Source organism: Veillonella faecalis (assembly GCF_024677885.1).
Lineage (GTDB): Bacteria > Bacillota > Negativicutes > Veillonellales > Veillonellaceae > Veillonella > Veillonella nakazawae.
Genome location: NZ_JALBWL010000002.1, coordinates 1 through 16,504 on the forward strand (window position 1 = coordinate 1; position 16,504 = coordinate 16,504).

Here is a 16,504-nt window from a genome sequence, read left to right on the forward strand (position 1 = left end):
GACCGGCTACTGATCATCGCCTTGGTGGGCCGTTACCCCTCCAACTAGCTAATCAGACGCAATCCCCTCCTTCAGTGATAGCTTATAAATAGAGGCCACCTTTCATCTATCCTCGATGCCGAGATTAGATCGTATGCGGTATTAGCAGTCGTTTCCAACTGTTGTCCCCCTCTGAAGGGCAGGTTGATTACGCGTTACTCACCCGTTCGCCACTAAGATTGATAGAAGCAAGCTTCCATCGCTCTTCGTTCGACTTGCATGTGTTAAGCACGCCGCCAGCGTTCGTCCTGAGCCAGGATCAAACTCTCCAAGATATCTTGAAGCTATTTGAATAGCTCATTATTTGTTGTCGTTACATTTAAGTAACTTTGAATTATGGTTGGTTTTGACTTTGTCAAAACCCGCACTCTGGCATATGTTCAATCGTATTGATTGATTACCTATCATTGTTCAGTTTTCAAAGATCTGTACCAGTTAAACTAGATTTCATCTAGCTTTGAAGCACTTTCTTTCGAAGTGTTTCACCAACTGGCGACTAGATTATAATAACATGTTGTCATGTTCATGTCAACACCTTTTTATAATCTTTTTTAGAATTTTGTAATTTCTGTTTTAACCAGGAATTACACTTTTATTCTAAAACGATTATCAACAAACATAGATTTTATCTAGTGTTTGCTAACTAATAAACAGTCGCTTCGAACGACTGTATAGCTATTATAGTACAAAGAACCGAGGGGCGCAACCCCTAATTTTAAAATTTTACAAACTTTTTTCTATATCTCTTTATATGGTATATTCCTATTCTTATCATACTATATATTGTATTTATTAATTATATAAATATACTAATACCATGCAATTGGATTAATATATCGTTAGTTTACTATTTTAGGCATTTATAAGTCTTGTTTTAGTACCTGGTCTATACCCTCATCAATATGGATATTTATTTCCACGTATTATATTATCCTTATCTCATATTATATTACCCTTATCACGTATCATATTCCTCTTATTTTACCTTTATATGGTATATATATTATATAAAGCTACTATATTTTTTTAGGGTTATAGGACAAAAAGTGTGTGTGACTAATCCCAATAAGTTGGAAAATCTGTAGACATATGTAGCTCATTCCAAACAGGAGCATCACCCCATTGAGGTATTGAGCGATCTATTTGGCAATAATCAGATAACCGTTTGTAGATAGCAGCAATCGATTCATCTGTAGGCATACAATTTAATATATCTGAAATAGAAAGCGGTCTTGGTGAGTGCATATAGCACCACCAATAGACCGCTTTTAGTCTTCTTTCAAGTGAAAGGCCCCTATGAGATCGTAACATACTTCTTAGTTGAGCATTTACTCCACCTTCAATACGATTATTTGTTGTAGGTACTGTAATATCAATACATTCCAAAAATGTAAATAAAGTTTGTTGCCTAATCAGACGCCATAATGATGATTCGGCTTTAAGCAAACGCTCATGTGTAGAGCGTTTGTTTCCGAATTCATCAATCGTCATTTCTCATAAAAAATCAGAATATGTCATTCGCCACGCTGAAAGTTCATTAATCCATACAAGAGCTTGATCCATTGTTTTCACATTAAATAAATCTTTAGCCAGAGTATAAAGATCCTTTCCTGCTAACGTTTTAGGTCTACTTGTCATATATCGTCTAACCTGACAAAAAATGTGAAACAAGCATCTTTGGTGACTGCTATGAGGCCAAACTTTACGTAATGCTTTAGGCAAACCATTAGCACCATCAGACACAACAACTTTAGGTTCGGCAATCCGTTCCATTAAACACTGCCAAGCTCTAGCATGCTCATAACGACAGACATACCATCCTAGAACATGAGTATCATTGCAACAAATCAAAACACATAAATTCCTAGCTAAGTAAATTCCATCAAGATATACCACATCATGTACTTCTTCCACTTTTGGTGGCAATGGCCATATGGACCAAAATTTAGCGGTTTTACGCCTGAATGTACGACCTTTACCAGGCATATCAGCTTGAATATTGGTGCTGAATAACCAATTCAAGAATAGGCTTAACTCTTTACTTAAATTATTAATTTTAACGGTAAATGCCACCTTACAATGTTTGCAAAACCAACGCTGAGAACCAGATTTTAAAACACCGTGTTTAATACATGTTTCATTACAATCAGGACATTTTATTTGTCGCATAAACTCTTCCTCCATATTTGTTTATATATAGGAAGATATAACCTCATTTTAGTCAGTAATTACAAGGGTTAATTGATGTTTTCACCCACACTTTTTGTCCACCCTCAAACTTCTCCAAAAAAAGATTAAACCCTTATAACACTAGTAAATATCTAGTGTTATAAGGGTTTTTACACACACTTTTTGTCCTATAAGCCTTTTTTTAGTTATTATAAATCAGAACCACCCGTAAAACGGGTGGTTTGCTCACGGGCTATAAGCCCGTAGTACTAGGCCAGCGTCTAAAGGCGCTGGCTTTCACTACGTTCAAGCCGCATAGCCATTGACTCGTAACGGTCCCCTTAAAGGGGATATGTATTACTTGCTACCCTTAAAAGGGTCCTCATATTCTTTTACACTAAGTTTATCTTTCATTTGGTCATGTAACTCTTGCTCACGTATATATTTTTTTACGGTAGCTTCATTTAATCCTACCGTACTTACATAATATCCCTCGGACCAAAAGTGTCTATTTCCAAATTTATACTTTAAGTTTGCGTGTTTATCGAACATCATTAGTGCACTTTTACCCTTTAGATATCCCATAAAAGATGAAACTGATATTTTAGGTGGAATTAATACTAGCATATGCACATGATCTGCCATAAGCTCCCCCTCTATAATCTTGACGCCCTTATATTCACATAAACGTCTCAGTATTTCACGTAAACTATTTCTGTATTGATTATATATAACTTTACGTCTATACTTAGGTGTAAATACTATGTGGTATTTGCATAACCATTTTGTGTGCGCAAGGCTCTGTGTCTTTGTTGCCATATAAAATCACCTTTCTTTTGTATATAATGCGGCTTGAACACCTACATTATACTTAAGCAAGGTGATTTTTTTGTATAACTTTCGTTGCCGCACCCGCATAGCGGGTGGTTTTATGATTCGCGACTACGTCGCGAACCAGTCTAAAGACAATAATAAAAACAACGCCATCCAACCAGATGGCGTTGTTTAATAAGGATTTGTGTTCCCTAGTCGGGGGTCCAGGGTATAGGGCCCTCATAAACTCAATATAAGGGCCAATGTGTCATTTTAGATATATGTGTATGTAAGGGATACATCATATATCATCAGTATGTATTAGAGATCAACTAAGCCTTTTAACGAGAGAAGAAAAGGCTACAATACCTACATTACTATAGATATTGTTTATTGTTGAATCGCACTGCGCAAGTCAACTTTATTGTAGTCGTTGCTACCCATTGGTTCGTTAATTGCTTTACGAAGGTCTACTACGTGCTCATCAGCAGCAGTTGGTTCTTCGCTTGCTTTGTTTTTAACTGTTTCTTTAGCAGCGAACCAGATTGTTTCGTTCATGTAGTGACGAAGTTCTTCGTTAGATACATGTTCTTGCTCTTGCGCAAGGATATCCAAGATTGCATCTTCTAATGCTTGTGCTTCGTCGTCAGTCATAGGACCGCCTACTTGTTTTTGCTTTTGTACAACTTCGTTAACACGATCTACCATACCACGCAATACGTTGTAACCATAGCTATTTACGAAGCCATCTTTTTCATTGTATTTAGGTGTTTCAAAGTATTCGTATTCATTTTTGTTGCGGTTTTCACCGTTCCAATTTAAAGCTGTTTCAAAGCCATGTACACGACCTAAAGAATGTGTACGGAAGTAATCAGCATAGTTATGTTTATCTTTAGAATGCAACCATTTTTTATCAGCTTTAGTCAATTGTTCATGATTGTCGCGTTTAGCTTTTGCTAACGCGATTTTTTGTTCAGCATTTTCCCATGCTTTCACATAATCATGAAGAGATTGTACTACTTGTGGGCTAGCCACAGGTACCAATACAACATTGCTCAAACCAGGTGCAGATGCAGGGTTTGGCAAGATCAAGTTATCATCATATGTTGGTGCGCTTGCTGCGTGACCAGTGATGGATGCTGCGCTCATTAAAAGTGCCGCTGTGAAAGCAAGCATTGTAGATTTTTTCATATCTATTCCTCTTTTCATAGTCGAATTAATGTGCTGGTTCAGGGCTCCCGAAGGAACCCGTACCAGTTGTATCCATTTGCTAACTAAATTACATACCCATTTTCGCCATCATTGCAGCCATTTGAGCTTTCAATACTTCTACTTCACTTTGTAGACCAGCGTTTTGAGCTTTAATTTGTTCGTTTTCATATTTCAAGTCAGATACTTCACCTTTTAATCCGGCATTTTGAGCTTTCATTGCAGCCATTTCAGTTTGAACTGCGTATGCAGAGCTGATAGGGCCTTTGCGGTAGCGGTCTGCTACAGCTGCTTCAGCATCTCTGTTACCAACTTTCCAAGTTACACCAGCGTTTGCCATCATGTGGCTAGAACCGCCAGCCCAGGACAAGCCGCCATGGAACATTGTGGACTCGTTTTTGTAATGAGCTACGCCCACTGCAATCGCAGAGTTACCACGGTAGTTACCGTAACCAGCCATGATTTGAGTTGGTTCCAATGGATCGTATTGCATAGGTTTCAATGCGGACAATGCTGCACCTTGAGCACCTACACGACCGATTTCTTCAGTCAATTGATCAACGCGAGGGTCAACTGCGCCTTTTACGGAAAGGTCGTAGTTCAAGCCACCGTCAGCAGATTCAGTTTTCTTCAATACTACGGAATGATCATCAGATGTCAATGTAGTACGGGAATCTTTCAATTGTTTAACGTTTACTGCATCAGTATCATTAGTGCCTTTTTGAACATTAGTGATTTTGTTACCACCCATGTTGAGGTTGCCACCAGTGATATTTACAGTATCGCCACCGAAGGATACTTTAGGACCATTGGAGTTATTGGAAATGGAAGTGATGTTAGTGAGGTCACCTTTTACGTCGAAGGATACTTTACCGTTCGCATCAGTGTGAGCAGTAGTATTTACGCCATTAGAGAAGTCTAAACCGTCAGATAACATTACTGTTCTAGCATTGCCACCATTTTCTTTATAAGTCAATGGAATTTGTTTAGCTGCTTCTTTACCATTGAAGTTAACTTGGTAGTTAGTTGTATGGTTTGTAGCATTTGGTTGAACGTCTACAGTGATCGCTTTGTTGTCACCTGTTACAGTAACTGCTTCACGAGCTGCGTCTTTAACGTCATTTTTATCTACAGATACTTCGTATGTTGCACCAGCTGCACCGAATGTATCGCCAGCTTTAGGAGCTACTTTAGCGATGTTATTAGCATCAGCTTTAGCTTGTACTTTTTCAGTAGATTTTTTAGCTGCTTCTTCATGAACAAGTTTCAATTGTTCTTCAGTTGCTGCACGACCTTTAGTTGCGAAGTCAGCGGAATCAAGAGTTTTGTTAGTTAAGCCAGTGATATCACCAGTTTTACCATCAAGCTTGATTGTGTTGTCGCCAGCTACGTTAACTACTTGGTCACCTTTGAATTCTAATTTGCCATCGCCTTCGTTGTTAGTGATGGAAGTGATTTTATTCAAATCGCCTTCAACATTAACTTTGTAAGGGTTAGCTTTAGAACCATCGCCAGTCACTTTAGTGTTTTGACCGTCAACAAGGTTAGTTTTAGCTGCTTTCAATTGACGTACGTTAACCGCATCAGTATCGTTTACACCGTCTTCAACGTTAGTAATTTGTTTATTACCAGCATTGATGCCGTCTTTAGTTACGGATGGGCCATTGTTGATTACCAAGCCACCATCAGTGATCTTAGTATCGCCAACTGTTAAGGAACCTTTATTAGTAAGATCTACATTGTTGCTCAATGCATATTCTACTTTAGCGCCGTTTTCGTCGCTAGTTTGTTTTACAGTGAGGTTTTTACCGCCGGAGAATTCAACAGTTTTACCATCTGTAATGCTCTTAGCTGTTGTTTCAGAATCAGCAGTAGTATTACCAGAAGATTTAACGTTGAAGCTGTTCATTGTACCAAGGCCAGCACCGCTAATTGTCATTTCGCCATTAGCAGATTTGGATACTGTGATACCGTCAGCACCTTTAACATTTACTTTACCGCCGTTAGCTGGAACATCTGTGCCATTAGCTTGGATTGTCCAGATATCATCAGTGTTAGCGAATGTTTTGTCGCCGTATTTAATGCGGTCCCCATCTTTCTTAATTGTTGTGTAATTATCAGGTGTACCTAAGTGGATTTCCTTAGTTTGAATGGAGTCGATGCCTTTGATGTTTTTATTCAAGCGAATGTTCAAAGTATCGTTACCATCAGCAGTTACAGCGATGTTACCTGCAGCAGATTCAAATGTTTTTTCTTGCTCTTCAGTAACGCCTTCACCTTTAACTTTAACTGTGGAGTTAAGTTTGTTTTTGTTTACAACGCTTTCGTTGTTACCAGTGAATTTCAAGCCGTCATCAGTAGTAGCAACTTCGTGTTTGTTGTTGTTGCTATCTTCGTAAACGATACGAGTCATACCGTTGGTACCGTTTTTACCGTCTACGCCGTCTTGACCGTTAGCACCTTTGAAAGTAAGACCATCTTTACCGTCTTTACCATTCAAGCCGATAGAGCCGTCTTTACCGTTGATTACAACAGCAGAACCGTCTTTACCGTTTACACCGATCTTACCGTCAACACCTGGTTTACCGTCTTTACCATCATTACCAACTTTGATATCGTCGGACAATGCATAGTTGTAAGTGTGGTTGCCAGTTACTGCATCAACGATTTGTTCAACAGTTAAGTTTTTACCTGCACCGAAGTTTACAGTTGTGCCAGGTTTTACGATTGTTGCACTGTGATCGCCTACTGTGTTACCAGTAACGTCACCTTTCCAACCGGAGTTGTTGATTGTATCTACTACAGTTTTAACTGTTGCGATACCATTTTGGCCATCTACGCCTGGTTTGCCGTCAACGCCGTCTCTTACTTTACCAAGTGTTACGTCGTATTTAACAACACCGTTTGCATCAACGGAAGCTTTAGTGTAGTTACCGTCAACGAAGTTCAAGCCTTCAGACAATTTAACTTTTTGTTTAGCACCGCCGTTAGCTGTGTAGTTAAGTTCAGCATCGCCAAGGTTAGTTGCTTTTGCATTTACTGTGTAAATGTTTTGACCATCAGCACCAATTGTTTTATCAACTGTTACGTTGTCACCAGCTTTAACTTCTGTCTTAGCGGATTTCAATTGTTTTACGTTAACTGCGTCAGTGTCATTTACGCCAGCTTTCACGTTAGTGATGTTCAAGTCACCAGCATTGATGCCACCTTTAGTGATGGATGGACCATTGTTGATTACCAAACCACCGTCAGTGATCTTCGTATCGCCAATTGTTAAGGAACCTGCTGGAGTCAAGTTGATGTTTTGAGCCAATTGAACTTTCAATTTGCCATCTACGTTGTTCACGCCGATGTTGTTTTCAGTCAATTTAGAGCTATTAGCACCACCAGTGATATCCAATGTTTGGTTCAATTTCTTAGCGATAACTTTAGTGGAGTCAGTTTGACCATCGTCGCCAGCATATTTCATGCCGTCGTCAGTAGTTGCCACTTCGTGTTTATTGTTATTTTTATCTTCGTATACGATACGAGTGATACCATTAGTACCATTTTTACCGTCTACGCCGTCTTGACCATTAGCGCCTTTAATAGTAATACCGTCTTTGCCGTCTTTACCATTCAAGCCGATGGAACCGTCTTTACCGTTGATTACAACAGCAGAACCATCTTTACCGTTTACACCAATCTTACCGTCAACACCGTCTTTACCATCTTTACCGTCGTTACCAACTTTGATGTCATTAGACAATGCATATGTATAAGTTTGTTCACCAGTTGCATTATCGATATTTTGAGTAATTGTCAAATTATCGCCTGCTGCGTAGGATACAGTTTTACCGTTGCCTACTGCTGTTACAGCGTGGTTACCAACTACATTACCTTTCGCATCTGTGGAGAAGGAGTAGCCGTCTTTAATTTGATCAGCCAAACCAGACAAGTCGATTTTCGCGATTGTATTAGCTTGGTTAGCGCCATTGCCATCGTTGTATTTCAATGTAACGGATTTGTCTGCTACATTGTAGGAGTAAGATGTAGTAGTTTCACCTGCACGATCAGATTGAGTTGGTGCAATGTGTAAATCGTTAGCTTTGGAAATACGTTTTACATCGCCGATGTTAGCAGCGTTATCGATTACATCGCCACCAGATTTAAGGTTAGTGATGTTGTTGCCACCCATGTTCACATTGCCGCCATCGAATTTGAATTCGTTACCGCCAATTGTCATAGTTGCAGGGCCATCGTTCTTAATGGAAGTGATGTTTTTCAAATCTTTGTTCAATTGAACTTCGAGAGTATCAGTACCATCAGCTTTTACGTTGATGTTACCAGAAGCGCTCTTGAAGGATGCAGAAGTTGTTTTATCTACGCCTTCACCTTGAACTTTAACAAGGCTATTCAATTTATTTTTGTTTACAACATCAGTGTTATTACCAGTGAATTTCAAGCCGTCATCAGTAGTAGCCACTTCGTGTTTGTTGTTGTTTTTGTCTTCGTATACGATACGAGTGATACCGTTAGTACCGTTTGTACCATTTACGCCGTCTTGACCATTAGCGCCACGGATAGTAAGACCGTCTTTACCATCTTTACCATTGAGGCCGATGGAGCCGTCTTTACCGTTGATCACAACAGCAGAGCCATCTTTACCGTTTACGCCGATTTTACCGTCAACGCCATCTTTACCGTCTTTGCCATCGTTACCAATCTTGATATCGTTAGCCAAGTCGAATTCAACTTTAGCGCCGTCGTTATTGCTAGTTTGTTTAACAGTCAAGTTTTTACCTGCTGCCATTTCAACTGTTTTACCATCAGAGATAGTTTTTGCAGTAGTTTCAGAATCAGCAGTTGTATTACCAGTGGATTTCACATTCCATACGGATTGTGCAGCACCTGGAGCTACATGTAAGTCGTAAGTAACTTGGTTGCCGTTTTCAGTTTTGTTAACTGTTACGGAATTATCGTTGGAAGTTACTACTGTACGAGAATCTTTCAACTGTTTAACGTTAACTGCATCAGTATCGTTTACGCCAGCTTTTACGTTAGTGATGTTCAAGTTACCAGCATTAATACCAGTTTTAAGAACAGATGGGCCACCGGAAATAGTTAAGCCACCGTTATTAACAACAGTATCACCAATAGTTAAGGAACCAGATGGAGTCAAGTTTACGTTGTTGTTAAGATCGTATTTAACTACGCCATCAGCAGCTACGGAAGCTGTTGTGTTGGAACCATTTGTGAAGTTCAAACCTTTATCCAATGTAACTTTTTGGTCGTTAGAGCCATTCGCTTTGTATGTCAAAGGAATTTGTTTAGCAGCTTTATCGCCATCGAATGTTACTTGGTAAGTTGTGTTATGGTTTGTTTCATCTTGAACAGGTGTAACAGTGATTGGGTTGTTGCTATTGTTTGCATTGTTTACAGTCACTGCTTCACGAGCTGCATCTTTAACAGCATTACGGGAAACATTTACTTCGTATTTAGCATTTGCATCACCAGTTTGTTTGCCGTCAGCTACAGTGATGTCAGCGATGTTAGTGTCGCCTGCAGCAGCAGATTTTTTAACTACGCTTTCAACAGCAGCTTTATCGCCTGTAGGCAAGTTGCTCAAGTCGATCTTAGCTGTTTTGTTCACTGTATTATCATTGCCATCAACATATTCCAATGTAACTGTTTTATCAGCGTTCACTGTATATGTTTTGTCTTTGACATGAATGTCGTTAGCTTTGGAGATACGTTTAACGTCGCCAATGTTAGCAGCGTTATTGATCACATCGCCACCAGATTTAAGGTTAGTGATGTTGTTGTCGCCCATGTTCACATTGCCGCCATCGAATTTGAATTCGTTACCGCCGATTGTGAAAGTAGCAGGGCCTTCGTTTTTAATAGTCTTGATGTTAGTCAAGTCACCAGCTAAACCGAATTCAACTTTAGCACCGTCGTTGTTGCTAGTTTGTTTAACAGTCAAGTTTTTACCTGCTGCCATTTCAACTGTTTTACCGTCAGTGATAGTTTTAGCAGTTGCTTCGGAATCAGCAGTTGTATTACCAGTGGATTTCACATTCCATACGGATTGTGCCGCACCTGGAGCTACATGCAAGTCATAAGTAACTTGGTTGCCGTTTTCAGTTTTGTTAACTGTTACGGAGTTATCGTTAGAAGTTACTACTGTACGAGCATCTTTTAATTGTTTTACGTTAACTGCATCAGTATCGTTTACGCCTGCTTTCACATTAGTAATGTTCAAGTTACCAGCGTTGATACCAGTTTTAGTTACGGATGGGCCACCTGTAATTGTTAAGCCACCATTGTTAAGAATAGTGTCGCCAATTTTCAAGGAACCATTTGGAGTCAAATCAACATCATTGGACAATGCATATGTGTAAGTATGTTCACCAGTTGCATTATCAATATTTTGAGCAACAGTTAAGTTTTTACCCGCTGCATAAGAAACAGTTTTACCATTTGCTACAGGTGTAACAGCATGGTTACCAACTACATTGCCTTTAGCGTCAGTGGAGAAGGAGTAACCATCTTTGATTTGATCAGCCAAACCGGACAAGTCGATTTTCGCCACTGTACCAGCTTGGTTAGCACCGTTACCATCGTTATATTTCAATGTTACAGATTTGCTTGCTGCATCGTAAGCGTAAGATGTAGTAGTTTCACCTTGACGGTCAGAAGATGTTGGAGCAATGTGCAAGTCGTTAGCTTTAGAAATACGAGTTACGTCGCCAATGTTAGCTGCGTTATTCACTACATCGCCACCAGATTTAAGGTTAGTGATGTTTTGGTCACCCATGTTGATAGGGCCGCCAGTGATGTTGATAGAGTTAGGACCGAATTCCATTTTTGGACCATTTGTAGTATTGGAAATGGAATGGATGTCTACTAAATCTTTGTTCACATCGTATTTAACAACGCCTTCAGCATCTACAGAAGCTGTTGTGTTTTTACCGTTTGTGAAGTTCAAACCTTTATCCAATGTAACTTTTTGTTCGTTTGTGCCATTCGCTTTGTAAGTCAAAGGAATTTGTTTAGCAGCTTTGTCGCCATCGAATGTTACTTGGTATGTAGTGTTATGATTTGCTTCATCTTGTACAGGTGTAACAGTAATAGGGTTGTTGTTATTGTTTGCATTGTTTACAGTAACTGCTTCACGAGCTGCATCTTTTACGTCGTTACGGGATACGTTTACTTCGTAAGTTGCACCAGCTTCACCGAATTGATCGCCTACTTTAGGGGATACTTTAGCAATATTTTTGTCGCTAGAACCAGCTACGTCTGCTTTAGCTTGTACTTTTTCAGTAGAAGCTGCAGTAGGTGTTACGTTATTAACATCTACAGTATAGATAGTTTTACTGCTACCGTCTGCATTTTGAACTACGTTGCTTGTTACTTTCGCAGCGTTTTTACCTTGAACTTCAACAGTGCTGTTCAATTTGTTTTTAGCGCTGTCGGACAAGTCAGCCACTACATTGGAACCAGAAGCAGTTGTTTTAATGTACTCACCATTGTTAGCACCTACAACGCCGAAGCTCAAGCCGCCTTGTTTGTTCAATTTTTGTAATTCAGTAGCGCCTGTGTTACCAGTCAAACCAACTGTGTTATTGAAACCGTTGTTAACGATGTTCAATTGTTCTTCAGTTGCTGCACGACCTTTTTTAGCGAAGTCAGGAGCATCGATAGTTACGTTAGTCAAACCAGTGATGTCACCAACTTTAGCATTCAAGTTAATGTTGTGATCGCCTGCAACGTTTACAGTTTGGTTACCACCGAATACAACCTTGCCGTCGCCAGCTTTGTTTGTGATGGATGTAATGTCGTTTAAATCACCTTCAACGTCTACTTTGAAAGTTTTAACGCCATTGATTTCACGGTTGCTAACCTTTGTATTCTTACCATTTTCCATATCGATGGATTTTTTAGCAAGATTTTGGATGACTGTTTCACCACCCTTGTTGATATTGGAAAGATCTTGTTTAGCAATACCTGTGATAACAGCAGTTTCGTTAGGAACGTCTTTGTTGTTACCATCAAGGTAAGTCATTGTTACTTTGCCGTTATTATCAACTGCGTATTCACCTGGTTTAATGTGACGTTCGTCAGCACGAACTTGTTTCAATTGGCTAACATTAACTGCATCGTTGTCGTTTACGCCAGCTTTCACATTAGTAATGTTCAAACCACCAGCATTGATGCCAGTTTTAGTAATGGATGGACCACCGTTAATAGTCAAACCATTATCAGTAATGTTAGTGTCACCGATTTTGATAGACCCATCTGGAGTCAAATCGATGTCTTTATTCAATGCAAATTCAACAGCTGCATTACCATTATTATTAGTTTGTTTAATGGTCATGTTTTTGCCGGCTTGCATTTCCACAGTTTTGCCGTCACGAATTTCTTGAACGCCAGCAGAACCTTGTGCCACTTTACCTTCTGTAGCAGTAGATTTCACGTTGAAAGAGCTCATATCGCCAGTTTTCAAACCGCTCAAGTCGATAACTGCTTTAGGACCGTTAACAGTTTTACCATTACCATCTTGGTAAGTTAATGTAACCTTTTTGTTAGCATCTACAGTGTATTCAGCCACATTGTTATTAGTGCCTGCTGTAGGAGCTACATGCAAGTCGTTCGCTTTAGAAATACGAACAACATCGCCAATGTTAGCCGCATTATTAGTTACATCGCCACCAGATTTAAGATTAGTAATATTATTACCGCCAAGATCTAGGTTACCACCAGTGATGCTGATGTTATCACCACCAAAGTGCATTGTAGGACCGCCATTGTTAGTAATGGAAGTAATACCACCAAGATCGCTATTTAAGGAGTATGTATAAGTTTGTTCACCAATAGATTGCTTGATGTCTTGTTTAACTGTTAAGTTCTTACCAGCTGCGTAGTTAACAGTTGTACCACTTTGAACAGTTGCAGGTTTTGCAGTACCATCAACTTTACCACCGTTTGCTGTAGCATTTGTTAAGAAGTCATATTTAGCAGCTGTGTCAGCAGCGTTGATTGTGTAAGTAGTTTTACCATCAGTAACAGATGTATCAACAGTTACGTTTCTACCAGCTTTTACCAAGTTAGTGTCATCGAATTTCAAAGTTAATTTGGAATCTTTAGCACCATCATCGCTAGCAGCTACAGATACACGACCTTCACCACGAACGTTCAATTTACCGCCGTCAGTCAAGAAATCGCTAGAACCAGTATTACCAGTCACAGCAACGCCAACATTTTTCAATTGAGCTACGTTAACAGCATCAGTATCTGCAGTACCAGCAGCAAGACCAGTCAATTGACGAGTCAATGTTTCGCCATTACCGATGGATACAGCAGCTGTAGTAGCCTTTTGTACGTTACCTTGTAAGTTAGTATATTTACGGTTATGTAAATCAGATGGGTTGTAACCTACAACGCCTTTATCTGTAGTTGTAACAGAAGAGGAGCCAAGAGCTACACCATTAGCGATATTAGCTTCTGCCGCATTACCTAAAGCAGTTGCAGCCTCAGCATTTGCTTTAGTTGTACGACCTAATGCAACGCCATATTTACCGCCTGCACGAGAACCAGGACCTTCAGCAATTGCAGATTCACCAGTCGCTTGAGATTGCATACCGATAGCAATAGCATTTACGCCAGATGCAACAACACGATCAGAATCTTTACCACTTTGACCGATAGCAATGGAGTTGTTACCAGATGCATCAGCACGAGCACCAAAAGCAGTTGCACCAGAACCAGTAGCATGTGTATCACGGCCGATAGCAATTGTATCTAAGTGAGTTGCCGTATTATCGCGACCAATTGCAATTTGGGAGTTCTCATCACGAGTTTGAGCAAAGTTGGTTCCACCATTTGTGGAGTCAACCATGTTATTTTTACCAATGGCGATGCCACCCATTGTTTTAGCATCATTTTTATAACCCATTGTAATTGTATTTGCTACACGAGAAATATTTTCAGAGCCAATAGCAACAGAGTTTTGACCATTTGCATTGTTGCTATAACCAGCAGCAACGGAACCTGCTCCAGTAGCATTAGTGTATACACCCATAGCGGATGAGCTTGTACCAGTAGCACTAGAATAGTTACCAATTACTGTAGAGTATTCACCAGCATTTTTTGGTGTTGTTTGCCAAGAACCTTCTGTGTAATTCACATTGTTATAGGAACCAACAGCAACAGCACTTCTAGCATTTGCATTACTTACATTACCTACAGCAAGAGAAGCATCACCGGAAGCGTTATTACCCGCACCAACAGCTGTAGCAGCACCACCTGTAGCTGTATTTCTATTGCCTACTGCAGTAGTCGCATTATTTGTAGATGTATTTTTAGCGCCAATCGCTACCTTACCGTCATGACCAGCTACATAATCAGTAGTATTTTGGTAGCCTACAACGATAGAGTTTTGACCGGCATTATTTTTGCCATTACTTCCATCTGGAGCAGTATCAGCCCAAATATTAACATGACTATTACCAGTATCATAACCTGCTTGTGCTTCTAGAGGCGCAATGCCACCCATAGCACCAGCTACAGCCAAGCCAGCCAATACGCTAGCCAAAACTTTTTTCTTGCCGTTATTATTTTTAGCAGTTTCAGGTACTACTACGTAGCAGCCTTTAGATTTGCTATAAACGACCTTAAAAACCTTATTCATAGAAACTATGAACCCCTTTCTCTCTTATAAAGAAAACACTAAATGCCTTATATACATTTTTTGTTTCATGAATTGTTTATGACACACGTTCACATACTATTCATTAAGATATTAATATGATAACAATTTATAAACTAATTGTAAATAGAAATTCCTGAAATAATTAAAATAAATTTTATATTTCTAAACAAGATAAATTGAATTTTCTAGATATGTGAAAATATCTCCACATCAGCATATAATAAGGGTTTATATTGTAATTGTATTATATATAATATAATACATTATATATATAAGAGTATAAAACAGATCATATTAGTTTATATTTACATTATATTTGTATATCTTACACAAATTAATCTTCATCTAAAATATATAAACTTTCTAAATTAGATGAAGATAAAGCATAGCAATAAAGCGTTTCTTCATAAATGCATAGAAAAAGGTAGTTAATATAAGTAGTCTATTATTTTATAATTGTTTATATTTGTACAGCTATTGAGCCTTAAGTAAGGACAACAATACATAAACGCAAAAAAACAACGCCATCCTTTCGGATGGCGTTGTTTTGCATAAGGATTTGTGCCCTAGTCAGGGTCCAGGGTACATCAGGCCCTCAAACAATCGCCGTATGAGGGCCTGATGTGGTTGTTCATTATATACACTGTGCGTCACACATCATTTCCTAATTCATTGTATATCGTTTATGCCGAGCTCTCAGTGTGTTAATGATTTATAGTTAAATTTACAACCTTATTATTGAATCGCAGCGCGCAAGTCTACTTTTTTAATTTCTTGGTTAGCTGGACGATTGATCGCTTCACGAAGATCTACAGTATGTTCATCTTGAACAGTAGGTTCTTCACTAGCTTTATTTTTAACTGTTTGTTTAGCTGCGAACCAGATTGTTTCGTTCATGTAGTGACGAAGTTCTTCGTTAGAAACGTTTTCTTGATCTTTAGCCATTACATCCAAAATAGCATCTTCTAATGCTTGTGCTTCGTCGTCAGTCATAGGACCGCCAACTTCTTTTTGTTTTTGGATGATTTCGTTAATACGATCTGTCATGCCGCGCAATACATTGTAACCATAGCTGTTAGTGAAGCCATCTTCTTTATTGTATTTAGGCATTTCAAAGTATTCGTATTCGTTTTTATTACGGTTTTCACCATTCCAGTTCAAGAACACTTCTTGACCATGTACACGACCGATGGAATGTGTACGGAAGTAGTCAGCATAGTTGTGTTTGTCATAGGAATGTAACCATTTTTTCTCAGCTTTAGTCATACGTTCATGGTTTTCGTATTTCACTTTAGCTTTTGCGATGTTGATTTCCGCATTTTGCCAAGCTTTCACATAGTCATGAACAGCAGACACTGTTTGTGGGCTAGCCACTGGAACCAATACTACATTGCCCAATGCTGGAGCAGATACTGGGTTACGTAAAATTAGGTTATCGTCATATGTTGGAGCGGATTGTGCACCTACAACGCCTGTAGAAATAACAAGAGCCGCTGCACAAGCAAGTAATGTAGATTTTTTCATTCTATATTCCTCTTTTCTATCGTTAGATTATGGTGAAAGTATCTCTCACGCGTTTCA

At 39.1% G+C, this 16,504-nt stretch carries 4 protein-coding genes, 1 rRNA gene and 1 pseudogene; all 6 read right to left on the minus strand.

The features are described 5' to 3' along the window. A 16S ribosomal RNA gene (locus MOQ65_RS03840) occupies window positions 1–314 on the minus strand; the annotation flags it as partial. Window positions 315–1,095: 781 nt separating this feature from the next. After that, window positions 1,096–2,208 (minus strand): annotated as a pseudogene (locus tag MOQ65_RS03845) (IS1249 family transposase). Between the two features lie 357 nt (window positions 2,209–2,565). Next, entirely contained in the window at window positions 2,566–3,027 is a 462-nt protein-coding gene (gene tnpA, locus MOQ65_RS03850; RefSeq protein WP_005380067.1) for an IS200/IS605 family transposase, read from the minus strand. 384 nt (window positions 3,028–3,411) lie between these two features. After that, the gene (locus MOQ65_RS03855) at window positions 3,412–4,212 is read right to left on the minus strand and encodes a hypothetical protein (RefSeq protein ID WP_129823754.1); all 801 of its coding nucleotides are present in this window, start codon (window positions 4,210–4,212) and stop codon (window positions 3,412–3,414) included. Between the two features lie 88 nt (window positions 4,213–4,300). After that, the gene (locus MOQ65_RS03860; protein WP_257846708.1) at window positions 4,301–14,902 is read right to left on the minus strand and encodes an ESPR-type extended signal peptide-containing protein; all 10,602 of its coding nucleotides are present in this window, start codon (window positions 14,900–14,902) and stop codon (window positions 4,301–4,303) included. 756 nt (window positions 14,903–15,658) lie between these two features. Continuing rightward, window positions 15,659–16,447, minus strand: a complete 789-nt coding sequence (locus MOQ65_RS03865; protein ID WP_257846709.1) for a hypothetical protein — start codon at window positions 16,445–16,447, stop codon at window positions 15,659–15,661. Between the last annotated feature and the right edge of the window lie 57 nt (window positions 16,448–16,504).